26 protein-coding genes are annotated in these 24,203 nt (G+C 66.2%); 6 read left to right on the top strand and 20 right to left on the bottom strand.

The genetic code is table 11. From position 1 onward, the window contains the following. Nucleotides 1-2 precede the first annotated feature (2 nt). The 11 genes from ACTJKQ_RS13070 to ACTJKQ_RS13020 all read right to left on the bottom strand — a co-directional run bounded on the left by ACTJKQ_RS13070 (nt 3) and on the right by ACTJKQ_RS13020 (nt 8,888). Nucleotides 3-215, bottom strand: a complete 213-nt coding sequence (locus tag ACTJKQ_RS13070; protein WP_056064510.1) for a DUF2788 domain-containing protein — start codon at nt 213-215, stop codon at nt 3-5. Next, nucleotides 212-1,075: a DUF2189 domain-containing protein gene (locus ACTJKQ_RS13065; RefSeq protein ID WP_440597058.1), complete on the bottom strand. Its 864-nt coding sequence runs from the start codon at nt 1,073-1,075 to the stop codon at nt 212-214. Before ACTJKQ_RS13065 ends, ACTJKQ_RS13070 begins: the two co-directional genes overlap by 4 nt. 112 nt (nt 1,076-1,187) lie before the next feature. Continuing rightward, entirely contained in the window at nt 1,188-1,895 is a 708-nt protein-coding gene (locus ACTJKQ_RS13060) for an HAD-IA family hydrolase (RefSeq protein WP_015014902.1), read from the bottom strand. 100 nt (nt 1,896-1,995) lie between these two features. Continuing rightward, a complete protein-coding gene (locus ACTJKQ_RS13055; protein ID WP_440597057.1) occupies nt 1,996-3,072 on the bottom strand; it encodes a LacI family DNA-binding transcriptional regulator in 1,077 nt (358 codons plus the stop codon). Continuing rightward, nucleotides 3,069-4,094: a 2-hydroxyacid dehydrogenase gene (locus ACTJKQ_RS13050; protein ID WP_440597056.1), complete on the bottom strand. Its 1,026-nt coding sequence runs from the start codon at nt 4,092-4,094 to the stop codon at nt 3,069-3,071. Before ACTJKQ_RS13050 ends, ACTJKQ_RS13055 begins: the two co-directional genes overlap by 4 nt. Next, complete coding sequence (locus tag ACTJKQ_RS13045) at nt 4,091-5,041, bottom strand: sugar kinase (protein ID WP_440597055.1); 951 nt, start codon at nt 5,039-5,041, stop codon at nt 4,091-4,093. Before ACTJKQ_RS13045 ends, ACTJKQ_RS13050 begins: the two co-directional genes overlap by 4 nt. Beyond that, the gene (locus ACTJKQ_RS13040; RefSeq protein ID WP_440597054.1) at nt 5,038-5,784 is read right to left on the bottom strand and encodes a sugar phosphate isomerase/epimerase family protein; all 747 of its coding nucleotides are present in this window, start codon (nt 5,782-5,784) and stop codon (nt 5,038-5,040) included. Before ACTJKQ_RS13040 ends, ACTJKQ_RS13045 begins: the two co-directional genes overlap by 4 nt. Before the next feature lie 90 nt (nt 5,785-5,874). Then, nucleotides 5,875-6,654 carry an amino acid ABC transporter ATP-binding protein gene (locus ACTJKQ_RS13035; protein WP_056638118.1) on the bottom strand — a complete coding sequence of 260 codons (780 nt, stop codon included), beginning with the start codon at nt 6,652-6,654 and terminating at the stop codon, nt 5,875-5,877. 27 nt (nt 6,655-6,681) lie between these two features. Beyond that, nucleotides 6,682-7,488, bottom strand: coding sequence for a transporter substrate-binding domain-containing protein (locus tag ACTJKQ_RS13030; protein WP_056747112.1), 807 nt, complete (start codon nt 7,486-7,488; stop codon nt 6,682-6,684). Nucleotides 7,489-7,551: 63 nt separating this feature from the next. Next, nucleotides 7,552-8,205, bottom strand: a complete 654-nt coding sequence (locus tag ACTJKQ_RS13025; RefSeq protein WP_440597053.1) for an amino acid ABC transporter permease — start codon at nt 8,203-8,205, stop codon at nt 7,552-7,554. Nucleotides 8,206-8,216: 11 nt separating this feature from the next. After that, on the bottom strand, nt 8,217-8,888 hold the full coding sequence (locus ACTJKQ_RS13020) for an amino acid ABC transporter permease (RefSeq protein WP_015014910.1): 672 nt from the start codon (nt 8,886-8,888) through the stop codon (nt 8,217-8,219). A gap of 202 nt (nt 8,889-9,090) precedes the next feature. Here ACTJKQ_RS13020 and hemH point away from each other — a divergent pair, with 202 nt between their 5' ends. The 3 genes from hemH to ACTJKQ_RS13005 all read left to right on the top strand — a co-directional run bounded on the left by hemH (nt 9,091) and on the right by ACTJKQ_RS13005 (nt 13,416). Then, nucleotides 9,091-10,203, top strand: a complete 1,113-nt coding sequence (gene hemH / locus ACTJKQ_RS13015; protein ID WP_395453776.1) for a ferrochelatase — start codon at nt 9,091-9,093, stop codon at nt 10,201-10,203. 241 nt (nt 10,204-10,444) lie between these two features. Continuing rightward, complete coding sequence (locus ACTJKQ_RS13010) at nt 10,445-12,928, top strand: Lon protease family protein (protein WP_440597052.1); 2,484 nt, start codon at nt 10,445-10,447, stop codon at nt 12,926-12,928. A gap of 122 nt (nt 12,929-13,050) precedes the next feature. After that, a complete protein-coding gene (locus ACTJKQ_RS13005; protein ID WP_440597051.1) occupies nt 13,051-13,416 on the top strand; it encodes a hypothetical protein in 366 nt (121 codons plus the stop codon). Nucleotides 13,417-14,222: 806 nt separating this feature from the next. Here ACTJKQ_RS13005 and ACTJKQ_RS13000 read toward each other — a convergent pair. The 4 genes from ACTJKQ_RS13000 to ACTJKQ_RS12985 all read right to left on the bottom strand — a co-directional run bounded on the left by ACTJKQ_RS13000 (nt 14,223) and on the right by ACTJKQ_RS12985 (nt 17,497). After that, nucleotides 14,223-15,110, bottom strand: a complete 888-nt coding sequence (locus tag ACTJKQ_RS13000; RefSeq protein WP_440597050.1) for a lysophospholipase — start codon at nt 15,108-15,110, stop codon at nt 14,223-14,225. Nucleotides 15,111-15,181: 71 nt separating this feature from the next. Then, entirely contained in the window at nt 15,182-15,982 is an 801-nt protein-coding gene (locus tag ACTJKQ_RS12995) for an alpha/beta fold hydrolase (RefSeq protein ID WP_440597049.1), read from the bottom strand. Nucleotides 15,983-16,156: 174 nt separating this feature from the next. Beyond that, nucleotides 16,157-16,582, bottom strand: a complete 426-nt coding sequence (locus ACTJKQ_RS12990) for a hypothetical protein (RefSeq protein ID WP_440597048.1) — start codon at nt 16,580-16,582, stop codon at nt 16,157-16,159. A gap of 216 nt (nt 16,583-16,798) precedes the next feature. Then, on the bottom strand, nt 16,799-17,497 hold the full coding sequence (locus ACTJKQ_RS12985; RefSeq protein WP_108498796.1) for a class I SAM-dependent methyltransferase: 699 nt from the start codon (nt 17,495-17,497) through the stop codon (nt 16,799-16,801). Nucleotides 17,498-17,641: 144 nt separating this feature from the next. Between ACTJKQ_RS12985 and ACTJKQ_RS12980 the strand changes: the two genes are divergently transcribed. The 3 genes from ACTJKQ_RS12980 to ACTJKQ_RS12970 all read left to right on the top strand — a co-directional run bounded on the left by ACTJKQ_RS12980 (nt 17,642) and on the right by ACTJKQ_RS12970 (nt 19,181). Then, nucleotides 17,642-18,523 (top strand): LysR family transcriptional regulator, encoded by an 882-nt coding sequence (locus tag ACTJKQ_RS12980; RefSeq protein WP_440597047.1) that lies wholly within the window; start codon nt 17,642-17,644, stop codon nt 18,521-18,523. Nucleotides 18,524-18,636: 113 nt separating this feature from the next. After that, a complete protein-coding gene (locus ACTJKQ_RS12975; protein ID WP_056747101.1) occupies nt 18,637-18,885 on the top strand; it encodes a DUF2805 domain-containing protein in 249 nt (82 codons plus the stop codon). Nucleotides 18,886-19,013: 128 nt separating this feature from the next. Beyond that, a complete protein-coding gene (locus ACTJKQ_RS12970) occupies nt 19,014-19,181 on the top strand; it encodes a hypothetical protein (RefSeq protein ID WP_156379521.1) in 168 nt (55 codons plus the stop codon). A gap of 43 nt (nt 19,182-19,224) precedes the next feature. Here ACTJKQ_RS12970 and ACTJKQ_RS12965 read toward each other — a convergent pair whose 3' ends face one another. The 5 genes from ACTJKQ_RS12965 to ACTJKQ_RS12945 all read right to left on the bottom strand — a co-directional run bounded on the left by ACTJKQ_RS12965 (nt 19,225) and on the right by ACTJKQ_RS12945 (nt 24,203). Continuing rightward, a complete protein-coding gene (locus tag ACTJKQ_RS12965) occupies nt 19,225-20,250 on the bottom strand; it encodes a phosphotransferase enzyme family protein (RefSeq protein ID WP_440597046.1) in 1,026 nt (341 codons plus the stop codon). A gap of 134 nt (nt 20,251-20,384) precedes the next feature. After that, a complete protein-coding gene (locus ACTJKQ_RS12960; RefSeq protein WP_440597045.1) occupies nt 20,385-21,122 on the bottom strand; it encodes an SDR family NAD(P)-dependent oxidoreductase in 738 nt (245 codons plus the stop codon). Between the two features lie 47 nt (nt 21,123-21,169). Continuing rightward, nucleotides 21,170-22,720, bottom strand: a complete 1,551-nt coding sequence (locus tag ACTJKQ_RS12955; RefSeq protein WP_440597044.1) for a cryptochrome/photolyase family protein — start codon at nt 22,718-22,720, stop codon at nt 21,170-21,172. Then, nucleotides 22,717-24,033: a DASH family cryptochrome gene (locus tag ACTJKQ_RS12950; RefSeq protein ID WP_440597043.1), complete on the bottom strand. Its 1,317-nt coding sequence runs from the start codon at nt 24,031-24,033 to the stop codon at nt 22,717-22,719. The genes ACTJKQ_RS12955 and ACTJKQ_RS12950 overlap by 4 nt, the downstream gene beginning before the upstream one ends. Then, on the bottom strand, nt 24,030-24,203 hold the full coding sequence (locus ACTJKQ_RS12945; RefSeq protein ID WP_440597042.1) for a DUF2256 domain-containing protein: 174 nt from the start codon (nt 24,201-24,203) through the stop codon (nt 24,030-24,032). Before ACTJKQ_RS12945 ends, ACTJKQ_RS12950 begins: the two co-directional genes overlap by 4 nt.

Below are 24,203 nucleotides of genomic sequence, written 5' to 3'. Positions count from 1 at the left end.
CGCTACCGTTCCAGCCACCACTGGATCACCACCTTGGCCAAGAACCCCAGAAAACCCACGCCCAGGCCCAGGAAGAGCACGAAGGTGCCAAAGCGTCCGGCCTTCGATTCCCACGCGAGCTGCCCGATGATGAACAGCATGTAGGCGATGAACGCCCCCACCCCGTAGGTGAGGAAGAAGCCCGAGATCTGCGCCTCGGTAAATCCAAAAATCACGATGTCCCTCCAGGCCGGCGCACAGGGGCAGCTGGCACTGCGGAGGCCACCAGGTCACGCTCGGGCAGGCTGGATGCATCCACCAGGTCGCGGTATGCGTGCCAGCTGGCATGCCCCAGCATGGGCATCACAGCGATCAGGCCCAGCAGCAGGGAACCCAGGCCCAGCAAGGTAAAGCCCAGGATGATCGCTGCCCAGAACGCCATCGGCACCGGGTTGGTGATGACCGCCTGCCAGCCCGTGAGCACCGCCTGCAGCAGCGTGGCGCGGCGGTCCAGCAGCAGCGGCATGGCCACCACGCTGGACGCAAAAATGGGCGCGGCCATCAGGCTGCCCAGCGCCAGCCAGATTTCAAACAACCAGCCGTCACGCGCCATGACCACGTGGCGCAAAAAGTCGAGCGGTGTCTCGATGGGCACGGGCGCCAGCAGCGTGATGAGCGCCGCAGATGTCATGACCCAGCCCGAGGCGGCCAGCGCCAGCAGGGCCCCGAACTGCAGCATGCACCAGTAGTCGCTGCCCCATTTGTTCACATGGCTGTTCTGCCAGTTGAGCCAGGTCTTGAGCACCACGCCCAGGTTGGCGGCTTCGCCACGCTCCAGCGCACGGCTCAGCGCATACAGGCTGGTGGCCAACACCGGCGCCACCACCAGAAAGCCCGACAGAGCCCCCGCCAGCAGCCAGAAGCGGTGGTGTGCCACTGCAAAGATGGCGGCGCCAAACAGGGTGAGCGCCAGGCCATGCGCAAAACTGATCCAGCCCGCCCGCGCCATGTCGCGCCAGGCCAGCACCAGCCAGGTCATGGGCTGCATCATGCCGATGGTGCGGATGGCGGGCAACGGGGGGGGAGTACGGGGCATGGTGGGAGGGGTCGCTGAGCGACGATGGAGTGTGACTCGATCGGGCTGCGGCATCAACCGCCGCGCGCCCAAACCTTGACCTGAGGCAAGAAACCGAACCCTGTAGAACCCGTCAGGCCAACAGCCGGCACAGCGCCGTAAGGCTGTCCACCGTGGCATGGGGCGGTGTGTCGTCGTGCGGCCAGGGGTGGTTGGCACTGTTGATCCACACCGCCTGCATGCCTGCGTTCAGCGCGCCCTGCGCATCCAGCGTGGCGTCGTCGCCCACGTGCAGCACCTCGTGGGGCAGCACGTCCACGGCCGTGGCGGCCGCATGGAAGATGCGCACATCGGGCTTGGCGATGCCAAAGTCCGACGCGCTGATGCTGTGGCGAAAGTAGTGGCCGATGCCAATGCGGTGGATATCGGCATTGCCGTTGGACACCGCCACCACCGGGTAGCGCGCTGACAAGAAAGCCAGCGTGTCGTGCGCATCGTCAAACAGCTCCACCCGCTGGCGCTCGGCAAAGAACAAATCAAACGCCGGTTCGGCCAGCGCGGGCTCGTCACCGGCCTGCGTCAGCGCCAGCCGGATGGACTCGCGCCGCAACGCGCTCAGGTCGCCCTTCAGGTCAGGGCGCAGGGTCACCATCTGGTTGCGGATGGCGCGCAGGGCCTCGGTGTCCGAGAAGAGTGCCGCTGTGGCGGGCGCGTGGTGGGTCAGCCAGTCCAGCAGCACACTTTCGGCCCGCGTGATGGTGGGCCAGATGGGCCAGAGCGTGTCGTCCAGATCGATGGAGATGGCGCGGATGCGGGAGGTGTCCAGAGAGGGATTTGGCACAGGGCGCACCTGAAGGATGAAGGCGAAAAAAGAGGCCCCGGCGATGCACCAGGGCGAGGGCCGCAAAGCATACCGCAGGCCTTTGCGGAATGCAGTGCGTTCAACCCGGGTCTGGCGGGCCCCCAGGCCCCAACGAAGATCCGCGCACCACCAGCAGCCCGGGCAGCAGGCTCTCGCGCGCAGGGCCTTCCAGGCCGTTGATGCGCTCCAGCAGGCACTGCGCTGCGCGTTGCCCGATGGCATCGGTGGGCTGGGCCACCGCGCTCAGGCCGGGCCGGATCAGCGACGCCCATTCGGGGTCGTCAAAGCCTACGAAACCCAGCTGTTGCCCAAACGTCCACCCCAGGCGCGAGACGGACGCTGCCACCCGCAGCGTGACCACCGAATTGCCCGCCACCACCGCGCAGCGCTCACCGGGCCGGGCCTGCCGCAGCAGATCGGTGAGTGCCTGGTCCAGTACGTCGTCGCCCTGTTCGGCCGCCAGCTCCAGCACTGTGCCGCGCACCGCCGAGCCCTTGGAGGACACCAGCGCACGAAAGGCCTCCGTGCGCTCGATGCGGGAACTCACACCCAGCAAGGGCTGGGTGATGTAGAGCAGGCGCTGCCAGCCTTGCTGCTGCAGATGGGCGCAGGCTTCGCGCATGGCGCCCTGGTTGTCCAGCGAGACGAAGTCTGCAGCCAGCCCGGCATGGCGCCGGTCCACCAGCACGGCGGGCTTGCCGTGCAAGGTGTTCACATCCGCCTGCCCCTCGCCCTGCCCCAGCGTATTGAGGATGAAGCCATCCACCTGGTAGCTGGCCAGCGCGTCGATGGCCGCGCGCTCGCGCTCGCGGTCGTTGCCCAGGTTGAACAGCATGACCAGGTAGCCCGCGTCCTGGCAGGCTTTCTCGGCCCCGCGCAGCACAGCCACCGAATAGGGGTTGGTGATGTCGGCCACCACCAGGCCAATGAGCCGCGAGCGGCCATGGCTCAGCGCCTGGGCCATGGGGCTGGGCACATAAGCCAGCTTGGCGATGGCCGCCTCGACCCGCGCGGCAATGTCGGGGCTGAGCAGGCGTTCGCGGTGGTTGAAGTAACGCGACACCGTGGCCTTGGACACACCGGCCTCGGCCGCCACATCGGCGATGGTGGGACGGACGCGCGGCGCGGTGGAGGGCGCGGGTGTCGGCGGGCTCATGCGGGCACGGCGTTGTACACAGCAGCGGGCCGTTCGCCCGCCAGGGCCTGCAGCAGGTTGGTGGTGGCCAACGCGGCCATGGCATGGCGCGTGTCGTGCGTGGCCGATCCAATGTGCGGCAGCGGGGTCACGCGCGGGTGGGTGCGCAGGGGGGACGCCAGCTGCAGCGGCTCGGTGGCAAACACATCCAGCCCCGCTGCGCGCAGCGGGCCATGGTCCAGCGCGTGCAGCAGGTCTTGCTCCACCACGGTGGCACCCCGGCCGCCGTTGATGAAGATGGCGCCGGGCTTCATGGCTGCAAACAGTTCGGCGTTGACCATGCCCCGTGTGCTGTCCGACAAGGGCAGCATGGCCACCACAAAGTCCGACTGCGCCAGCAGCGCAGGCAGCGGCGTGTGGATGGCCTTGCCCTGTAACTCAGGGGCCTGGGTCGCCAGGTCCACCGGGCGGCGGGCGTGGTACATCACCGGCATGCCGAACCCCAGTGCGGCGCGGCGCGCCACGGCCTGGCCAATGCGGCCAAATCCGAGCAGGCCCAGCGTCTTGCCATGCACATCGCTGCCAAACAGGTCTTCTCCAATATTCTTGGTCCACCGGCCCTCGCGCACCAGCTGCGACAGCTCCACCAGCCTGCGGCTGGTGGCCATGAGGAGGGCAAACACCGAGTCTGCCACCGTTTCGTCGAGCACTCCGGGGGTGTGGCACAGCATGATGCCGCGCGCCTGCAGCACGTCCAGCGCGTAGTTGTCCACGCCCACCGAAATGCTGGACACCGCCTGCAGCCGGGGCGCACGTGCCAGCACGGCGGCATCGATGGGAAAGCTGGAGCCGATGAGCCCATGCGCCTGCGCCAGCGCTGCGTCAAACCGCGCGCGCTCGTCGGGCTTGCGCGGGTCGGCCACTGTCACGTCGTGCACGACAGTCAACCGCGCGAGCTGGTCGGGCGGCAGCTCGCGAAACACCAGCACTTGCTTGCGCGCTGGGCTTGTGCTGCCGTCTGTTGAAGGTAGCGGCAGGCTCACAGGCCCGCCTCCTGCAGCTGGGCGCGGGTGGGCAGCCCCTCGGTGTCGCCCAGCACCTGCACGGCGCGGGCACCAATCCAGGCGCCACGGCGCACGGCGGCGGGCACAGTCAGGCCTTCCAGCAAAGCGCTGATCACGCCCACCGCAAAGCCATCGCCCGCGCCCACGGTGTCCACCACCTGGGCCACGGGCACGCCGGGCACGCGGCCGGTGCCGGCCACGTCGCTGTCGTAGTACGCGCCCTCGGGCCCGAGCTTGACCACCACCAGCTTGGCGCCGCGCTCGCGGTAAAAACGTGCCACACCCTCAGGGGTGGTTTCGCCGGTCAAAAACACGCCCTCTTCCATGCCCGGCAGCACCCAGTCGGCATAGGTGGCCAGGGTGTTGATCCAGTGGCGCATGGTCTCGGGTGACGACCACAAAGTGGGGCGCAGGTTGGGGTCGAAGGAGATGGTGCGGCCTGCAGCGCGCATCACCTCCAGCGTGCGGATGGCGGCCTGCAGGCTGGTGTCGGAGATGGCGGCAAACACGCCTGTGGCATGCAGGTGGCGCGCGGACTGCAGCCAGGGCTCGTCCACATCGGCAGGCCCCATCTGGCTGGCGGCAGAGCCCTTGCGGTGGTATTCCACCTGCGGGTCGCGGCCATCCATCACGCGCTCCTTGAACTGGAAGCCCGTGCGCTGCGTGGCATCACACACCACGTGCGAGCAATCGATGCCCTCGCCCTGCATGGCGGCCAGCAGCGCGCGGCCCATGGAGTCGGTGCCCAGGCGGCTGGCCCAGCCCACCTTCAGGCCCAGGCGCGCGAGGCCGATGGCCACATTGGTCTCAGCCCCGGCCGTGCGCTTGTGGAAGCCGGTGGCGTTCTCCAGCGGGCCGGGCTCGTTGGCCACCAGCAGCAGCATGGCCTCGCCAAACAGTGCCACGTCGAAGACTGAATCACTCATGCAGCCTCCCGTGCAGCGCGGATAAAGGCCACCTGTTCGCGCGTGACAGCCACCAGGTCGTCACCCACCAGTGGGTATTCAATGGCATGCGGCACATCGGCAGGCAAGGCGCGCAGCACGGCGCGCCAGGGCGCCACCGAATCGGCCAGCGGCACCGCCACCCACTTGGCGGGCAGCCGCTGCACGCCCTTGCAGTGCACATAGCGCACATAGGGTGCCAGTGCCTGCGCGGCCTGCAGCGGGCATTCGCCCTGCCAGTGCCAGTTGCCCATGTCAAAGGTCATGCCCAGGTCGAGCCCCGCCTGCGCCTGGGCTGCAAAAAACGCCTGCATGGCCGCCAGCGTGCCGGCGGTGGCGGTCTGGTCGTTCTCGATCACCAGCTCCACCTGCGGGGCGGCCTGCAGCAGGGCCTTGAGGCGATGCAGCGAGGCATGCGACGAAGGACCAAAGCCACCAATCGACATCTTCAGGCGCGGCGCGCGCAGCACCTGGGCGGCCTGCACGCCGCGCGCCAGGGCAGCTTCATCCAGCTCGCCCTGCGCGGTCCACAGGCCTTCGGGGCTGGAGTACACCGCCGCCCGGCCCGCCAGCGCTGGCAGCTCGGTGGCCGCATCGCGCAGCAGCTCGCCACGCACCTCCACGCCGTCCGCGCCCGCTTGCTGGGCCAGGTCGGTGCACCACAGCTGGCCGTGGCGTCCTGTTTCGGCCGCGCCGAAGGAGGACAGGGAAATCAATACCTTCATGTGTTTCTTTCAGGCCGCGCCCCCACGGGGCGAAGTCCATCAACCGCACGACCTGTCAGGTCTCAATGTGCGTGGGTCTGTGCGTGGGTCTCAATGTGCGTGGTGGGAACTCAGGATCTGGCCCAGGAACTGCCGCGTCTTGTCGTGCTGCGGCTGGCCGAAGAACTGCTGCGGCGGCGCCTGCTCCAGGATCTTGCCGTCGGCCATGAAGATCACCCGGTCGGCCACGCTGCGGGCAAAGCCCATCTCGTGCGTCACGCAGAGCATGGTCATGCCGTCTTCGGCCAGGCTGATCATGGTGTCCAGCACTTCCTTGACCATCTCGGGGTCGAGCGCCGAGGTGGGCTCGTCAAACAGCATCACCTTGGGCGCCATGCACAGCGCCCGCGCAATGGCCACGCGCTGCTGCTGCCCGCCCGACAACTGGCTGGGGTGCTTGTGCGCCTGCTCGGGGATGCGCACGCGGGTCAGGTACTTCATGGCCACTTCTTCGGCCTGCGCCTTGCTCATGCCGCGCGATCGCATGGGGGCCAGCGTGCAGTTTTCCAGAATGGTGAGGTGCGGGAACAGGTTGAACTGCTGGAACACCATGCCCACTTCGGCGCGCACGGCATCCACGTTCTTGCCGCCAGCGGTCAGGTCGATGCCATCGACCTCGATGCGGCCCTTTTGCACCGTCTCCAGCCGGTTGATGCAGCGAATCAGCGTGGACTTGCCTGAGCCCGACGGCCCGCAGATCACGATTCGCTCGCCGGGCCGCACCGACAGGTTGATGTCGGTGAGCACCTGGAAGCTGTCGTACCACTTGTTGACCCCTTCCATGCGGATGATCGGCGGCGTGCCGGGGGCGGTCGTGACTGCGTCGCTCATCAATGGCTCCTTATCGTTCAGGCAGGCTTACTGCAGCTTGGGCAGGTCAGCGCCCAGCCACTTCTGGTACAGCTTGTTCAGCTCGCCATTGGCAGTGTTGCGTGCCACAAAGTCGTTCACGGCCTTGGTCAGCTCGTCCTGGCCGGGGCGCAGGGCAATGCCCATGGCTTGCTGCAGCAGGTTGAACTTGTTCTCGAAGGTGTTGGCGGGCACGCGCTTGGCGATCTGCGCCGCCACGGTGACCGAGCAGCCAATGGCATCGACCTGGCCCGAGATCAGCGCCTGCATGGCCGACGCGTCGTCGTCAAAGCGGCGGATCTCGGTACCCTCAGGCGCGGCCTTGGTCACGGCCACGTCCTGCGTGCTGGCGCGGGCCACGCCCACACGCACGGTCTTCAGGTCTGCCGCGCTCTTGATGTTGGCGCCCGTCTTGCCGTACAACACAATGGTCGCGGCCGCATAGGGCTGCGAGAACTGCACCTGCTTGGAACGCTCGGGCGTGATGGCGAGCGACGCCACCAGCACGTCGACCTTGTTGGTCAGCAAAAACGGGATGCGGTTGGGGCCAGTGACGGGCACGATGTTGGCCTTTACGCCCAGGTCCTTGGCCAGCAGCTTGGCCACGTCGGCGTCGTAGCCGTCGGGCTGGTTTTGGGCGTTGGTGGTGCCGTAGGGCGGAAAGTCCACCAGCATGCCGATGGTGATCTCACCCTTCTTCTTGATGTCCGCCACGGACTGGGCCGAGGCCAGCGGCGCAAAGGCCGTGAGCGCGGCACCCAGGCCCAAGGCGGCCAAAGCGGCGGTGGCAGTGCGGCGTTGCAAAGAAAAAGTCATCGCATGTCTCCTGGTGGTTGGTGTGAACGAGAACAGAAAGAAAAGAGGATGGCGGCGCGCGGGTCAGCGCGCCAGAGCGCGGGCGCGCTTGCGCTCCATGCCTGCGGCCAGCAGCGACAGCGGCCAGCAGATCACGAAGTACAGCGCGGCCACAGTGGTGAACACATGCAGCGGCTGAAAGGTGGCGTTGTTGATGATCTGCCCTGCCCGCGTGATCTCGGTGAAGCCGATGATGGCCGCCAGCGATGTGCCCTTGATGATCTGCACCACGTAGCCCACCGTGGGCGGCAGTGCAATCTTGAAAGCCTGGGGCAGCACCACAAACCGCATGCGGGCCACGTACTTGAGGTTCAGGGCCTGGGCGGCCTCCCACTGGCCGCGTGGCACAGCCTCGATACACCCGCGCCAGATCTCGGCCAGAAACGCCGCGCTGTTGAGCACCAGCGCCACGCCCGCCGCCACCCAGGGGTTGATGTCAAACCCCAGCACGGGCGCACCAAAGAAGATGAGGAACAGTTGCAGCAGCAGCGGCGTGCCCTGGAACACCTGGATGAACACGCGCGATGCATTGCGTGCCGCAGCGTTCTCTGAGGTGCGCGACAGCGCCACCACCAGCCCCAGCAGCGCACCGCCCACGAAGGCAATGGCCGACAGCGCCAGCGTCCACTGCGCGGCCTGCACGATGAAAAGAAACTCGGAGAGTCCGAAGGTACGCATGGTCGGTCTCCTTATCGGCGGTCTGGGTAGTTAAGGACGCGCTGATAGATCAGCTTGAACAGCGCCGAGAAACTCAGCGCCAGCGCCAGGTAGATGGCCGTCACCACGATGTAGATCTCAAAGCTGCGGAAGGTCTGCGACTGCAGGTTGGCCGCCACCGAGGTCAGGTCGTCCGCCGAGATCACCGACACCACGGCCGAGCTGAGCATCAGCAAGATGAACTGGCTGGTGAGCGCCGGGTAGATGGCCTTGAGCGCGGGCTTGAGGATGACAAACCGAAAGATCTCCCACGGCTTGAGGTTGAGGGCCTTGCCCGCCTCGATCTGCCCCTTGGGAATGGACTCGATGCCCGCCCGCACGATCTCGGCCGCATACGCCCCCAGGTTGACCACCATGGCTGTCAGCGCCGCCGTGTAGGGCGACCAGCGCAGGCCGATGGATGGCAGCGCAAAGAAGAAGAAAAACAGCTGCACCAGAAACGGCGTGTTGCGGATGACCTCGATGTACGCATTGATCAAAAACCGCAGCCAGCCCGGCCCGCCGGTCTTGCCCCAGGCGCAAAAGATGGCCACCACCAGCCCCAGCAAAGTGGCGGTGAGCGACAGCTGCACGGTGATCCAGGTGCCCTTGAGCAGCAAGGGCCACGCGGCAAACACGGCATCGAACTGGAACTGGTAATTCACGGTGGACAGTCGTTATTCCAAAGTGGCGCCAGTTTATGAAACCGGTTTCATAACCACATCAGGGAATACCCGATGCACCCCAAAAAGGGGCTGAAAACACCTGAAGACGCCATGCCCGGCACTGATCTCGCAGGCGGCTGTGTGCCGGGCGGCAAATAGGCTCCCAGCCCGCACTGGCCCGGCGCGTGGGTGAAAATGCCGCATGCCTTCCTTCCACCCCGAACCCCCTTTCACCCACGGCCAGGCCGACCGCACCGCTGTGCTGCTGTGCAACCTGGGCACGCCCGACGAACCCACGGCCCCGGCCGTGCGCCGCTATCTGGCGCAGTTCCTGGGTGACCACCGCGTGGTGGAGATCCCCAGGCTGCTGTGGATGCCCATCCTGCACGGCATCATCCTGCGCACGCGCCCGGCCAAGTCGGCCGCCAAATACGCCAGCATCTGGACGCCCGAGGGCTCGCCCCTGGCGCACTGGACGGCCAAGCAGGCCACGCTGCTGCGCGGCTGGCTGGGCGAGGCAGGCCACGCGGTGCTGGTGCGCCACGCCATGCGCTACGGCAACCCGTCCATCGCCAGCCAGCTCGATGCGCTCAAGGCCGAAGGCGCCACGCGTATCCTCATCCTGCCGCTGTACCCGCAGTACTCGGCCACCACCACAGCCAGCGTGTTTGACGCCGTCTACACCTGGGCCGCCGCCACACGCAACGTGCCCGAGCTGCGCTTCGTCAACCACTACCACGACGCCCCCGGCTACATCGACGCCCTGGCCCGCACCATCGAAACGCACTGGAAGCACCACGGCCAGCCCGACCAGCTGGTGATGAGCTTTCATGGTGTGCCCGAGCGCACCCTGCACCTGGGCGACCCCTACCACTGCGAGGCCCGCAAAACCGGCCGCCTGCTGGCCGAGCGCCTGGGCCTGCGCGAGGAGCGCTACCGCATCACCTTTCAGTCGCGCTTTGGCAAGGCCAAGTGGCTGGAGCCCTACACCCAGCCCACCATCGAGGCGCTGGGTAAGGCGGGGACGCGGCGGGTGGACGTGGTGTGCCCCGGCTTCACCAGTGACTGCCTGGAGACGCTGGAAGAAATCAACATGGAAGTGCGCGAGGCCTTCTTGCACGCGGGGGGCAAAGAGTTTCACTACATCCCCTGCTTGAACGACAACCACCACTGGATCACCGCGCTGAGTCGCGTGGCCCAACAGCATCTGGCGGGCTGGCCCACCGAGGCCCCCACCGCCGCCGCACTGGCCGATGCGCGCAGCCACGCGCTGGCCGGTGGTGCGCCCGCCGGGGTATGCCCGGTGGCGCATTGATGCAGTTGCCGCTGCAGACGCCCATGCCATCGCGCATCCGAACGGGAAAGCGAATGGCTCCGGGCGGCCTGCACGCCCGGCTTCATTCACTACATTATTGATAGCAACCAGGGCATATTGCACTAGCGCATCTGCCCGTTTTGGCTCATATTTTGGTCGCCAGGTGCTACACGGCTGCCTGCCACGCCCTCCGCACCGTCCTTCTGCCCTTACGCCCTTTCGCCGTCCCACACCCACATCAATGCCCGCATTTGCCCTTGCCCCCCACCAGTTGCGTCTGACCATAGACCCCGCCACGCTGGGCTTTGCCAGCACCGCCGAGCTGCAAGACCTGCCCCTGCCCTGGATCGGGCAAGAGCGTGCCCAGGCCGCTGCGCAATTTGGTCTGGCAATGCAGCAGCCGGACTACCACCTGTTTGTGCTGGGCGAAGTGGGCAGCGGGCGGGCGTCACTGTTGCGCCAGGCCATGCAGGCCGAGGCCGCAAAACGCGCGGTGCCGCCCGACCTGTGCTACCTGCACCACTTTGACCAGCCCGACCGCCCCCGCGCGCTGCGCCTGCCCGCAGGCGAGGGCCGCCTGCTGCGCCAGGGCCTGGCCGACATGGCACGCAGCCTGCAGGCCGACATCCCCAAGCGCCTGACCAGCCCCGACTTCAAGGCCGAGGCCGAGCGCATCGAGAAGACCTGGCAAACCCAAGAGAACGAAGCCTTTGCAGCGCTGGACGCATTTGCCGAGGCGCGCCAGTTCCGCCTGAGCCGCGAGGCCGGGCACATGGTGTTCACCCTCACCGGCCCCAAGGGCCAGCCGCTGACCGAGGGTGAAGCACGCGCCCTGCCCCGCGAGCGCCGCGCCGAGATCGACGCCGCCGAGCTGGAGCTGCGCGCAGAGATCGCCAAGTTTCTGGAAACCACCCGCCCGCTGGAGCGCGCGCGCGACGATGCCCTGGCCGCCCTGCGCCGCCAGACCATCAAGCCCCTGGTGGAGCACGCGCTGCACGGCATCCGCCAAGGCCTGCGCAAGCAGATCAAAGACGCCGTCAAGCTCACGCAGTGGCTGGACCAGGTGGAGCGCGCCGTGCTGGACCACATCGACCTGTTCGAGCCTGGCGACACCGACCAAGGCCAGGACGCAGAGGACGACCGCAAGGACGCGCTGGACGACCTGCTGGCCCGCTGCCAGGTGAACGTGGTGGTGGACAACCACGGCCGCACCAGCGCCCCGGTGGTGGTGGAAGACAACCCCACGGCCCGCACCCTGTTCGGCAGCATCGAACACGGCGCAGACGCCGACACCGTGCAGGCCGACCACGCCAGCATTCACGCGGGCAGCCTGCTCAAGGCCCATGGCGGCTTCATCCTGCTGCACCTGCACGACCTGGCCGCCGAAGAAGGCCTGTGGCCGCGCCTGCGCCGCTTTCTGCGCTGCGGGCGTTTGCAGATCGAGGACGGCGGCGGTGGCGGCCCCGCCCATGCGCCCGGCGGCGCCGTGGCACTGCAGCCCGAGCCGGTGGACGTGGATGTGAAGATCGTGCTGATCGGGTCGGTAGAGGAGTACTACGCCCTGCAAGATGCCGACCCCGACGCCGCGCGCCGCTTTCGCGTCAAGGTGGACTTTTCAGACCGGTTCATCGCCACCCCCGGCACCCACCAGTCCTCAGCCATCCTGGTCGCGCAAGTCTGCAAAAAGCGCGGCCTGCCCCACTTTGCCGCCGGCGCCGTGGCCCTGCTGTTGGAGCAATCACACCGCGAGGCCGACGACCAAGGCCGCCAAAGCGCGCGCTTTGCCCACACCGAGGCACTCGCCATCGAAAGCGCCGCCCTGTGCCAGGCCCGCACAGGCACCCTGGTGCAAGCCGCCGACGTGCAAGCCGCCCTGGCCGCCCGCACCCTGCGCCACAACCAGCCCGAAGAAGAACTGCACGAGTCCATCACCGAAGGTGAGCGCCTGATCTCGCTGGCAGGCTCCATCACCGGCCAGATCAACGCCATGACGCAGATTGACCTGGGCGACTACCGGTTTGGCTTTCCGGTGCGCATCACCGCGCGCACCTTTGCCGGGCAAGAGGGCCTGCTCAACATCGAGCGCGAGGTCGATATGTCCGGCCCCATCCACGACAAGGGCGTGCTGATCCTGCACAGCTACCTGACGGCCCTGTTCAGCCACGTGGCCCCGCTGGCGCTGAATGCGTCCATCGTGTTCGAGCAGGAATACAGCGGCGTGGAAGGCGACTCGGCCTCGTGCGCCGAGCTGTACGCGCTGCTGTCCAGCCTGTCAGGCCTGCCCCTGCGCCAGGGCATTGCAGTGACCGGCGCGCTCAACCAACACGGCGAGGTGCTGCCCGTGGGCGGCATCAATGAAAAGATCGAAGGCTGGTTCCGCGCCTGCACAACGGCCGGGCTGGACGGCACCCACGGCGTGCTGATCCCCGCCCGCAACCAGCGCCACCTGATGCTGGACCGCAGCGTGCTGGACGCGGTGGAGCGCGGGCTGTTCCATGTCTACACCATGGGGCATGTGAGCGAAGGCATTGCGCTGCTGACGGGCGAGGCATCGGGCATGAGCCCGGCGGAGCTGCTGCAGGCGCAGGCCGATGAACTGGCCGGGGGAGCGGCCACGGTGGAGGACACGGTGATGCAGCGGGCGGAGGTGACGCTGCGGGCGTATCGGAGGGCTTGTCAGGTGGCGGGGGGTGCGCGGAGGGGGCGAGCGGTGCGGGGTCGGTAGATATAGCTCAGTGGCCGACGAAATTGAATGCTCGGGGTTCTGGCTGCTTGGCAGTGGTTGCCATCATCCGACGATTGCCATCGAACACGTACTATCGGCCACAAGCGGACCTTGGAGAAACCATGAAGCATGTCATTTGGTCCCGCAAAGCTTGTGGCGCCGCAGATCTGGCTTCAGCAGTAGAAGCTGAAAATCAACTTGGGGGCACCTTCTATGACTACCTAAGGGATGCCAGCGGAGATGTTGTGGGTGTTGATTACTACTTAGACGAGGAGGTTGCGTTTGACCGACATCCAGCCTACCGACATTTCCTCGAAGATTCCAGAGTGGTTTTAGGTCAACAGTCAGTACAGATTGTGTTTAGCGAGCATGACGCTCAGCTCCTCCAGTCTGGAGTGCTGATTCGAGACACCACACAAGACTTTGGAGGCGAGTGCGTGGTAGCGACTACCGACCGGATTGGGATCGAGTTTTCTCTTAGTCTTTAGGACGATTCGCAGTTCCGCTTTGGGCCCTGAGCAGCCGTTGGGCGAAACTGCCCCAAGCTGCCGTTCGTTCAGCACCCGCTGCCTAGTAGTCCAAACCGCGGGATCGCAGTGCTCGCAGCCTTCGTATTGGCAAGCTATTGCTTGCTGAATTGATGCTTGCCGGTTTGTAGGAAACTCATGCCTGTGCTTTTGAACGGTACCACTGACCGCAAGCTCAATCTGCAAGCCAACTCCAGGGGGAGTCAGATTTGAGAATACCCCTCAAAATCCAGTTTATCTCGCAGGTGTTGTGGGAGGCATCACGTTGAACACTATGACAAGACCGGCCCGCAAGCATTTGTCAATCGGCTGGGCAATGTTGGCCTGCGCAATGGCTGGGCTAGTTGCCTTTCAGGCCAACTCGATAGGCGGCTTTGGGCATCTCGGCTGGCCGGCTGGACTAGAAGCTCTCCTCGCGTTCTTGAGTTTGGTAATTTCTAGAGGACTCTGGACGGGGCACACAGACGTGCACGTGTTAGTCAGGTGGACTTCTTTTTTCCTACTGCTCCTGCTTTGGCCAGCTGTAGTGATACTCATGTTCCTCTCCCCGATCTTTTCGCTGCCGTTCATCCTTGTTCTTGTGCTGGCGCATGCCAGCAGAAGCGCGCTGGCCGAGGCGTGATGTCTTACATGTAAGTCGACACGGATGCTCCAAGAGCATGCGCTCGCTTAGGTCACTGCTGGCCTTGTCTTTAAGTTGCCGCAACCGACTGCTCTTGGCCGAAAACAGGCATCGACCAGATCGCCACCACGGCGTCGAGCATCGACTACGCGAAGTCAACGCGCTCCCGCAGCCACGCAACGACATCCCCCGTCACCTCATCCCGATTCGTCTCATTCAAGATTTCATGTCGCGCCGCCGGGTACAGCTTGACCGTGACATCGGCCACACCGGCGTCCCGATACCGCTGCCCCAGTTGCTGAATCAATACCCCGCCTGCGGCCAGCGGGTCCGCATCGCCAGACGCGATGAGGACGGGCAGGTCGCTGCGAATGCGCGCGAGTTGCGCAGGGTCGGCCAGCCGGGGGGCGGGGGCGAAGAGTGAGGGAATCACGTCGAGCGGTACGTCCCAGCCGCACCACGGGTCGGCCACGTAGGCATCGACCTCCGCAGCGTCGCGCGACAGCCATTCGTAGCCGGTGCGGTGCTCAAAGCCTGCGTTAAAAGCGGCGAGCCCAGCGGGCGCATCGGCGGGGGCGTTGGCCATGGCGGCGGCGAGCAGATCGAGGGCGGTGGAGCCTGACAGGATGACGCCGGACCAGGTGGATGAATGGTCCAGGATGGCCGCCTGCGCTGCGAACGAGCCCATGGAGTGGCCGAACAAAAAGAGCGGGAGCTGCTGCGGCCCATGCTGCGCGCGCAGCAGTGCGCCGAACTGCGCCACGTCGGCAATGAGGCCGCTGAACCCTGCGCTGCCAAAGTGCCCCAGCCGCCCACCAGCAGTGCGCCCGTGGCCGCGATGGTCCACGGCGTGGACGATGAAGCCTGCGGCGTTGAGGGCCCGCGCAAAGCGGTCGTAGCGCTCGCCATGCTCGGCAAGGCCGTGGGAGATTTGAACGACGCCCACTGGTTGACCCAGGGTTTGGGCCCAGGTGTAGGTGGTGACCTGGGTGCCGTCTGCGTTGGATTGGAAGGAGGAGGTGGTGGTGCTCATCGTTTCATTCTGGCATGGGGTTTGGTTGCCACGCCACGATGAAATTGCCACAGGCGTGGCCGCCTCCGCCTTCAGCGAAGCGCGCGGGCCGCTTGCAGTGCTGCGCGAATTGCGCTGACCACAGCTTCGGGCTTCTCCAGGGGGATGCCGTGCCCGCTGTCCACCCACACCTGGGTGGAGCCGGGGTAGAGGTGGGCGAAGTCGGCGCGTTTTTGGCGCACCTCTTCGGCCAGCGCAGATGACGCCCCCGGGGTTTGCAGTGCGCTGAGCACAAACACGGGCAGGGTTGGGTCCACCGGCAGGCTGACAACGCGCTGCCCTGTGGCGTCCAGCGCTGCCAGCTCTTGTTTGACCACGTCAGAGGTGCCCAGGCGGAAGGCCACTTTCAGCCAGGTCGGCCACAGGTCGGGGTTGCCAGCCCCCCGCATCTGCTCGGGGTGGGTGGAGTCCACCAGCACCAGCGCCGCCACCTCTGCGGGGTATTGGCGCGCGTACAGCTGCATGTACAGGCCGCCCAGCGAGTGACCGACCAGCACATAGGGCGGCGGTAGCTGGCGGGCCCTGAGCAATGCCCGCAGCTCTTGCACTACCTGCGCCCCATCGCGCGGCTGGGAGGACGCATCGCTGCGGCCGTAACCCGCGCGGTTGTAGGCCAGCGCGCGGGTTTCTGCCACGGTGTCGGGCCAGACCTTGGACCACCAGTCCAGCCGGGCGCCCAGCCCGTTCTCAAACACCACCACGGGGGTGCCCTGCCCCGCCTGCACATATTCCACCGTGCGCCCGTCCACCGTGTCGGTGGTGGCGCCGGGCAAGCTTGCGCAACCGCTCAAGCAGACTGCCAGCAGCAGGCTGGCCCAGTGCCATCGGTTCATGGTCTCAAGTCCTTTGCATTCGGGTTCGTGGCCCGCAGGCCAAAGCAGCGCGCTGCCATTGAGAGCGGCTAACAAAGCTCAGCGAAGCGGTTCTGGCTAGGCGCTGTGTCGCAGGCAGTACGAGCAGTACGACAAGACACAGCAACGACGCCAGAAGAGTTTTGTCAGCCGCTCTTAGCAGCGGCCCGCCGTGCGCAGCAGCGCATTGCATTCCTTGGGCGCAGCGCGGCCCTGTGGCTGAGCGGCCGTTGCCGGTGCCTGGGCGCCACCAGTGCCCGCGCCGCCCACCATGGCGGTGCAGATGGCGTCGGAATGGGGTGTCTGGCCGAAGCTCATGGCTTTCTGAAAGCCCGTTGCGCCGTACAGATAGCACCGGTAGCTGGCGCCGTCGCGGGTGTTGACGGTGTAGTTGATGCGGCCACCGGTTTCCTCCTGCCGGTCGGTGATGGTGAACTGGCCTGCCGTGCGCCCGATGGCTTGCCCCGTGCGCTGCTCCAGGCCTGCCTGGTCGAGGGTGGACGCGCAGCCGGTGAGGAACGCCACAGCGGCGACGAGGCCAGCGGCGGAGGTGAGAGACAGGGGGTGGTTGCGATGGTTCATGGTGTGAGTGGCATTGATGGGGGGTTGTGGGTGAGCGAGCGGAGCCGTGGGGGCAAGAGGTGGGTGATGACGGCAGGGCCGCAGCAAATCGAATATCTGGGGACCCTTCTGCGGCGCATGGGATGAACGCAGGGGACTGGCAGCACATCCGTGGGCAAGGCTCCGCCCGGCGGCCTTGCAAAGTCGCCAGGCTGTGCTGAAGTGGATGGGTAAAACTCAGCCCGGTTTGCGGGCCACGATGAAGGCGCGGATGTCCTTGCCGCGCGTGCCGTGCCGCTCGGTGCAGACGATTTGCAGGCCCTGCTGCACCATGGCCGAGCGGAGCCGCTGTTCGTCAAAGGACAGCACCGGCGGGGCCTTGCCGATGGCGCGCATCAGGGGCACGGCCAGGTAGGGGATTAGCGGGTTCATCTCTGCGATGCAGGCGGTCTTGGAGATCAGCAGCCCACCCGGGCGCAGCACCTTCACCAGTTGCCTGAGCGCGTCGTCCAGATCGCTCATCAGGTGCAGCACGTTGAAGGCCAGCACCGCGTCGTACACCTCTGGCCCTGGGGCCATGGCCTCTGCGTCGGCCACGGCGAAGCGTAAGGCTGCTGACGGTTGCGCGGCCAGCCGCTGGTGGGCGATGGCGATCATCTGCGACGACACATCGGTGGCCAGCAGGCTGCGGGTGAATGGCGCCAGCCGCAGCGCCGTGCTGCCGGTGCCGCAGCCAATCTCCAGCACGTCATGCTGGGGCGACAGCAGGCCTTGCACGCGCTGCAAGGTGGCCTCGTACCCTGCCAGGTCGGCAATGGGGTCGGCGGCGTACTTGGGTGCAATGCGGTCCCAGAAGCGCGCTTTGGCTGACGCAGCCGGCGGGGTGGCGGCGGAGGGCAATGCGCGGGAGACGGGAGCAATGGCAGAAGACGACATGGTGTGCAGACCGGGTGAAGTGCTGAAGCGGCGAGGTAAAGAGGCAGTTTGTGGAGGCAAGTGCAATGAGCAACACCCAGATGCTATCCATGCATTGAAGCTCAGGAAACTGCGGTAAATTGCAGTGAACATATACGTTTACGCATGGATAACCTCGACTGGAACCAACTGAAGGCGTTTTTGCAAACGGCGCAGACCGGCTCGCTGTCTGCCGCCGCGCGCAAGCTGGGCCTGACCCAGCCCACCCTGAGCCGGCAGGTGGCGGCCATTGAGCAGCAGATGGGCGTGACCCTGTTTGAGCGCGTGGGCAAATCCATGGTGCTCACGCCCACCGGGCTGGACCTGCTGGAACACGCCCGCGCCATGGGCACTGCTGCAGAGGCCCTGGGCCTTGCCGCCAGCGGGCGGTCGCAGGCGGTGGGGGGCGTGGTGTCGGTGTCAGCCACCGATGTAGTGGCGACGCACTTGCTGCCCCCGATCTTGCAACGCTTGCGGGCACGGGAGCCAGGCATTGCAGTGGAAGTCATCGCCTCCAACGCGCTGAGCGACCTGCTGCGCCGCGAGGCCGACATTGCCATCCGCCACGTTCAGCCCGAGCAGCCCGAGCTGATCGCGCGCCTGGTGCGCGAGGCCCGGGCTTGCTTTTACGCGTCGGAGAGCTGGGTTCAGGCCCACGGCCACCCCCGCAGCGCGGAGGACGCTGTGAATGCGGAGTTTGTGGGTTCAGACCGCAACGGCCAGTACCTTGCGTATCTGCGTCAGTACGGTTTGAGCCTGAGCGAAGACAACTTCACCTGCTACGCCGACCACACCGCCGCCCACTGGGCGCTGGTGCGCCAGGGCATGGGCATTGGCGCCATGATGGACGAGATCGCCCGCGAAACGCCGGGCATCGTCCGCGTGCTGGACGATGTGGCGCCGGTGCGTTTTCCCGTCTGGCTGGTGTCGCACCGCGAGCTGCGCACATCACGGCGGATTCGGGTGGTGTTTGAGGCGCTGGCCGAGGGGCTGGCGTTAGATCGCTGAACGCACGCACCAAGGGGTCGGGGAGGGCTTGCATGGCAAGGGTGAAAGGGCCACCGCAGCGCAAGGTGAAAGCAGGCGCACTACCCTCGCGCCACCACCTGAACAATCTGACCATGACCACACCGCGCGCCGCCGACTTGCCGAGCACCCACCCGAGCGCGCCGCTGGACGCCGCCACCGTGGGCGAGATCATCCAGATGGCGCTGAGCGACCACGTGAGCTTTGCGCAGATCCGCGCCGTCCACGGCCTGCACCACGATCAAGTCAAGGTGCTGATGCGCACGCACCTGGCGCCGGGCAGCTACAGGGCGTGGCGCAAGCGGGTGAGGGAGTTTGGAGAGCGCCGGGAGAACTACAAGTAGGCGGTGGGCAAGCGCCGCCCAGCACCTGTTCAGCACCTGTTCAGCCTGGTACCGGCAACATGGCGGCAAGGGTCAAGGCGGCATCTGACCCCGACCCTTCTCCACCTCTAGCCGCTGCAGGAACCACCATGAACACCGACCTCAAGAACTTTGTGCTCCCCATCGCCCGGGCCGTGTCCGCCACGCTGTTTTTTGTGTTCAGCGTGGCCTTTCTCTCGGTCCCGTACAGCCTGGAGCAAGACCCCAGCGATGCGCAGCAACTGACGCATCCAGTGGCCCCACGCCACATGACCTGAGCCTGGGTGCCAGCGCAACCCATCGGGGCTCGGCCAAGGCCCATCAAGCGGGCAAATCCAGGCGGGCCCAGGCGGCCATCACATCCGGCTGCTTCTTGATCCAGTCGGCAGACATCATGTTGGCGCCCCAGTGGTGGATGCGCGCCACGCCCTCCCCCATGTTCCACAGGTGCCTCAATTGCACGAAGAGCGGCAGGGCGGCGAGGTCGGCATCGGTGACATGACCGCCACCTGCGCGGTAGCCAGCCAGGTACTGCTGCCAACGCTTCAGCAAGGCTTCGTCGGGCTCCATGGGGGCCTTGCGCGGCAGGTTCGACCACAGCCATACACACAGGTCATAAGCCAGGAACCCCGGCCCGGCGTCATCAAAGTCGAAGAAGGCGGCACGGCGCACACCCTCGGCATCGGTGTACACATGGTTGTTGAAACCATGCGTGTCGCCGTGGCACATCACACGGGTCAAGGTGCTTTCAACATCCGCCAGCTCACCCAGAAGGCGGTGGATCAGTTCGCGGTAGGCATCCAGCACGGTGGGGGCCACCTCAGGATGGGCGGCAAGGTACTCCAGCGTGCGGCCCGCCAGATGGTGGCCGTCCAGTACGTAGAGGCTTGCGGGGCCGGTGTAGCTTTGCGCGGCTCTGTGAATCTGGGCCAGCGTGGCGCCGGTCAGGTGCAGGTCTTCGGGGGTATCCGGCACAGCGCCATCGCAGTGACGGAAGAGGACCAGCACACGAGGGCCCTCCGGGAACGAAAGGGTCACGCTGATCGTGCCGTTCGCAGCCAACACCGGAGAGGCCACACCCACGCCCTGCGCTTCCAGATGTGCCAGCAGTGCGACCTCAAAATCTACGTTGAACGGACCGCGCGGTCGGATGGCGCAGAGCCTTGCCACGTAGCGGCTGCCGTCCGCTGTTCGCACAGCGTAGTTGTCATTGAGGTTGCGGCGGATCAGGTAGCACTGCTGCACGGGCAGGCCGTAGTGGCGTTCTACCCACTGCGTCACGGACGCGGCTGAGGCCGTGGTGTGGGAGGCAAACAGGATCGTGTCGGGCGATGGGGTGGAATGCATGCGGCATTCTGCATGCAAGCCATACGGCGGTCGCGCACGGACAGTGGCACATGGCGCGCCTTGGAGCAAATGGCCTGCCAGCGCTTACTGCTGGTACGCAAGCAGTATCAAAACCATAACACCGCGCGGCACGCTTACCAGGGGAGTGGCGCGCCACTGTAGGCGTAGAAGCTGCCCGTCTCCTCGGGCGCGAGCCCATCCAGCACCCGCAGCATGTCGCCCGCCGCATCCGCCGCCGGACGGCCTATTTCTGCGCCATTGAAAGGGGCCGACAAGGCCGAGTTGACGGTGCCCGGGTGCAGCGCCACCAGCACGGCCTGCGGGTGGGTGCGGGCCACTTCGATGGACGCCGTTTTGACCAGCATGTTGAGCGCGGCCTTGCTGGCGCGGTAGCTGTACCAGCCGCCCAGGCGGTTGTCGCCAATGCTGCCCACCTTGGCCGAGAGCACCGCCAGCAGGCCTCGCTCCTGCTTGGGCAGCAGCGGTGCAAAGTGGGCCAGCACCAGCGCGGGGCCGAAAGTGTTGGTGCGGAAGGTGGCTTCCATCTGCGCGTAGTTCAACTGGCCCAGGCGCTTTTCAGGCATGCCGTGGGGACCGTGCAGCAGGCCTGCGGCGTGGATGATGCAGTGCCATGGTCCCTGTGCCTTGAGCTGCTGGGCTGCTGCGGCGATGGTGGCCTCGTCGTCCAAATCGACGGCCGGCTGGGTGTGGCGGCCCAGGCCCACGGCCAAGGCGCAGCGCGGATCGGTCTGCAGGTGGGCGAGGAAGGCACTGCCGATGCCACCCGTGGAGCCGATGACCAGGGCGTGGTAGCCATCAGGCAGCGACTGCAAAGAGGTGAACGGCGTTGCGGTGGGTTGTGCTTGAGACATGGCGCGGTCCTGCGGTGAGGGTGTCGTGGGGTGGTTCGGCAAGCGGGCTACAGCGCATCCAGCCGCGTGCGCAGGCTGGCCGCATGCTCGCGCAGCGCATCGAGCTGCGAGCCCTGCATCTTCTGCAACTGGCGGTACACCATGCCCAAGCGGAAGTTGTTGCCCAGCGTGCCCTCGTTGCGTGCGAAGAAGTCCCAGTACAGCGCGTTGTACGGGCAGGCGCGCTCACCCACTTTTTGTTTTTTGTCGTAGTGGCATCCGCTGCAGTAGTCGCTCATGCGGTCGATGTAGGCAGCGCTACTCACATAGGGTTTGGTAGCGAGCAGGCCGCCGTCGGCAAACTGGCTCATGCCCACGGTGTTGGGCACTTCCACCCATTCAAAGGCATCGACATACACACCCAGGTACCAGCGGTGCACGGCAGTGGGGTCGAGCCCCGCCAGCAGCGCAAAGTTGCCGATGACCATGAGGCGCTGGATGTGGTGGGCATACGCATGCTCCAGCGACTGGCCCACGGCGTGCTGCATGCAGCGCATGCGAGTGTTGCCCGTCCAAAACCACTCTGGCAGCGGCGTGCTGTGGCCCAGGGCATTGCGCTCGTCGTAACCGGGCATGTGGGCCCAGTAGATGCCGCGCACATATTCGCGCCAGCCAAGGATCTGGCGGACAAAGCCCTCCACCGCAGGCAGGGGCGCAGCGCCTGCGTGGTACGCAGCAGCGGCGCGTTGCACCACCTCTTGCGGGCGCAGCATTTTGGTGTTGAGGGCAAAGGCCAGCAGGGAGTGAAAGAGCCTGCTGCTCTTTGTGCTCATGGCGTCTTCATACGCGCCAAAGTGCGGCAGCGTGGTGGTGATGAAGTGATCGAGCCACGCCAGTGCCTCGGCCCGATTCAGCGGCCAGCGCAGCGCGCGGGCCTGCGGGTTGCCAAAGCTTTGCACGCCCGCGGCCTGGATAGTGGCCCACAGGGCGCTGTGGTCGTGCGTGGGGCGCGCGTCGGGCGGCAATTCGGGCGTGCCAGGCCAAGGCTTGCGGTTATCGTGGTCGTAGTTCCATTGGCCGCCTTCAGGCTCTCCGGCTTCATCGATCAGCACGCTGTGGCGCTGGCGCATGCGGCGGTAGAAGTGCTCCATGAGCCATTGCTTACGGCCTTGGAACACCTCGGCCATTTCGGTGCGGGTGGTGTAGAAGTGCTCGCTGCTGACGGCCTGCACGGCAAAGGCTTGCTCTGCACCCCAGGTGCGCAGCTGCTCGTCCAGCCGCCATTCGTCGGGGTGCTGGTGTTGCAGCGTGCGCGCGCCGTAGTGGGCCATGAGGGCGGCCAGGTTGTCGGGCATCGACTGGCGGTTGCTGGCGTCATCAATCGCCACGTAGCGCACGCGGTGCCCGGCCTCGCGCAGGTGGCGGGCCAGGTCGCGCATGGCGGCAAAAATGGCGAGGATCTTTTGTGCGTGGTGCAGCACATAGTCGGTCTCTTGCCGCACTTCCATCAGCACATAGACCACGCCCTCGTCCGGCGTGGCAAACCATGAATGCGCGGGGTTGAGCTGGTCACCCAGCAGCAGGCGCAGGGTGTGGGTGCGCGGTTGCGGGGTACTCATGCCGTGCCCCATAGGCGGCGGTAGCTGCCGTCGGCGTCGTGGTCTTGCGCCTGCTTGATGGGGTTGAAACGCCGCCCCCCGCGCGGGTCGGTGCCGCGCCCGGCGATGTAGAGCCAGTTGGCCTGGTTGCTGTACACGTCGTAGTCCACCAGTTGCGATTCAAACCACGCCGCGCCCGCGCGCCAGTCGCTGTGCAGGTCGTAGATGAGGTAGCTGGCAACCACCTGGCGCAGGCGGTTGCTGAGGTAGCCGGTGGCGGCCAGCTCGCGCATGGCGGCATCGACCAGAGGCTGGCCGGTATCGCCCCGGCACCAGCGGTCAAAACCGCGTGGATTGTGTGGGGCGGGCGGCAGTTCTGACAGCCCCCGCGCCCGGTACAGCGCTGCGCCGTATTGCAGGTGCAGCAGCCGGAAGTAATCGCGCCACAGCAGCTCAAACCACAGCCAGTAGGTGCCGTCATTGGCGCCATGGTCGCGCTCGAAATTTTTCAGATCGGCATAGATCTGGCGCGGAGACAGCCCACCCGTGGCCAGCCAGGGCGAGAACTTGCTGGAGTAATGAAGCCCCGTGAGCCCGTTGCGCGTGTCCTTGTAGCTGTGGGGCAGCTTGCGGGCCAGATACTGGGCCAGATGGGCCAGCGCTGCGGCCTCGCTGCCATCACACGCAGGCGTGCCGTAGGGGAAGGACGAGCGGGCATCGCTGCCCTGCGGCGGCGCGGGTTGCAGGATGGCTGCCGTGCCCTGCTCTGCCCCCACGGCCTGCAGCACATGCGCGGGCACATTGGGTGGCGGGGGCAGTTTGGTCGGTAGCGGCAATGGTGCGGCAGGGGTGATGCCTGCGCGCTCTATCTTCTGGCGAAAGCTGGTGAACACGCCGGGCAACTGGTCCACCGGCCAGGGCATGCGCGCCGGGGGCAGCAAGCTGCTGTGCCACACAGCGCGCACCTGCAGACCTGCTGCGCGCAGTGCGGCCACCTCGGCCTGTTCGTAGGGGGCGGCAATGTCTTCACACACCACGGTGGTGGCACCCACGGCCTGGGCCAGTTGCAGCAAGGCGGTGGCAGGCGGGGCCTGGCAGATGAGCAGTGGGTTGCCCAGTGTGCTCATCTGCCCTTGCAGCCCGCGCAGTGCGGCGGCGGTGAAGGCCCGGCGGTGCGCGCCTACACGAGCAAAGCCCCATGGCGTGGATTCATCCGGCGCGGGCAGGCACACCACGGACAGCAGGTGCGTGGCACCGCTGGTGAGGGCTGCACGCAGCGCGGGTTGGTCGTGCAGGCGCAGGTCGTTACGAAACCAGAACAGCACGGTGCTCATGCTGCGCCCTCCCCTGCGGACTTGTCGGTGCGCTTGCGTTCGCTGCGGCAGCGGTCGGAGCAGTACTTCACCTCGTCCCATACCTTCTCCCACTTCTTGCGCCAGGTGAAGGGCAGGCCGCAGTGTTGGCAGGTCTTTTGCGGCAGGTCGGTTTTTTTGCGCATGCGCAT

This window comes from Acidovorax sp. 22279, from assembly GCF_052045435.1.
GTDB lineage: Bacteria > Pseudomonadota > Gammaproteobacteria > Burkholderiales > Burkholderiaceae_C > Acidovorax > Acidovorax delafieldii.
The sequence above is the reverse complement of the archived record's forward strand: the minus strand, read 5'-3'. Positions and strand labels throughout refer to the sequence as shown.

Bases quoted from the DNA above. Each gene is read 5' to 3' on its own strand.
- ACTJKQ_RS13065 (WP_440597058.1), bottom strand. From the start codon at position 1,075: ATGCCCCGTACTCCCCCCCCGTTGCCCGCCATCCGCACCATCGGCATG.
- ACTJKQ_RS13055 (WP_440597057.1), bottom strand. From the start codon at position 3,072: ATGAGCCCGCCGACACCCGCGCCCTCCACCGCGCCGCGCGTCCGTCCC.
- ACTJKQ_RS13045 (WP_440597055.1), bottom strand. From the start codon at position 5,041: ATGAGTGATTCAGTCTTCGACGTGGCACTGTTTGGCGAGGCCATGCTG.
- ACTJKQ_RS13040 (WP_440597054.1), bottom strand. From the start codon at position 5,784: ATGAAGGTATTGATTTCCCTGTCCTCCTTCGGCGCGGCCGAAACAGGA.
- ACTJKQ_RS13035 (WP_056638118.1), bottom strand. From the start codon at position 6,654: ATGAGCGACGCAGTCACGACCGCCCCCGGCACGCCGCCGATCATCCGC.
- ACTJKQ_RS13030 (WP_056747112.1), bottom strand. From the start codon at position 7,488: ATGACTTTTTCTTTGCAACGCCGCACTGCCACCGCCGCTTTGGCCGCC.
- ACTJKQ_RS13025 (WP_440597053.1), bottom strand. From the start codon at position 8,205: ATGCGTACCTTCGGACTCTCCGAGTTTCTTTTCATCGTGCAGGCCGCG.
- hemH (WP_395453776.1), top strand. From the start codon at position 9,091: ATGCCTTCCTTCCACCCCGAACCCCCTTTCACCCACGGCCAGGCCGAC.
- ACTJKQ_RS13010 (WP_440597052.1), top strand. From the start codon at position 10,445: ATGCCCGCATTTGCCCTTGCCCCCCACCAGTTGCGTCTGACCATAGAC.
- ACTJKQ_RS13005 (WP_440597051.1), top strand. From the start codon at position 13,051: ATGAAGCATGTCATTTGGTCCCGCAAAGCTTGTGGCGCCGCAGATCTG.
- ACTJKQ_RS13000 (WP_440597050.1), bottom strand. From the start codon at position 15,110: ATGAGCACCACCACCTCCTCCTTCCAATCCAACGCAGACGGCACCCAG.
- ACTJKQ_RS12995 (WP_440597049.1), bottom strand. From the start codon at position 15,982: ATGAACCGATGGCACTGGGCCAGCCTGCTGCTGGCAGTCTGCTTGAGC.
- ACTJKQ_RS12990 (WP_440597048.1), bottom strand. From the start codon at position 16,582: ATGAACCATCGCAACCACCCCCTGTCTCTCACCTCCGCCGCTGGCCTC.
- ACTJKQ_RS12985 (WP_108498796.1), bottom strand. From the start codon at position 17,497: ATGTCGTCTTCTGCCATTGCTCCCGTCTCCCGCGCATTGCCCTCCGCC.
- ACTJKQ_RS12980 (WP_440597047.1), top strand. From the start codon at position 17,642: ATGGATAACCTCGACTGGAACCAACTGAAGGCGTTTTTGCAAACGGCG.
- ACTJKQ_RS12975 (WP_056747101.1), top strand. From the start codon at position 18,637: ATGACCACACCGCGCGCCGCCGACTTGCCGAGCACCCACCCGAGCGCG.
- ACTJKQ_RS12970 (WP_156379521.1), top strand. From the start codon at position 19,014: ATGAACACCGACCTCAAGAACTTTGTGCTCCCCATCGCCCGGGCCGTG.
- ACTJKQ_RS12965 (WP_440597046.1), bottom strand. From the start codon at position 20,250: ATGCATTCCACCCCATCGCCCGACACGATCCTGTTTGCCTCCCACACC.
- ACTJKQ_RS12960 (WP_440597045.1), bottom strand. From the start codon at position 21,122: ATGTCTCAAGCACAACCCACCGCAACGCCGTTCACCTCTTTGCAGTCG.
- ACTJKQ_RS12955 (WP_440597044.1), bottom strand. From the start codon at position 22,720: ATGAGTACCCCGCAACCGCGCACCCACACCCTGCGCCTGCTGCTGGGT.
- ACTJKQ_RS12950 (WP_440597043.1), bottom strand. From the start codon at position 24,033: ATGAGCACCGTGCTGTTCTGGTTTCGTAACGACCTGCGCCTGCACGAC.
- ACTJKQ_RS12945 (WP_440597042.1), bottom strand. From the start codon at position 24,203: ATGCGCATGCGCAAAAAAACCGACCTGCCGCAAAAGACCTGCCAACAC.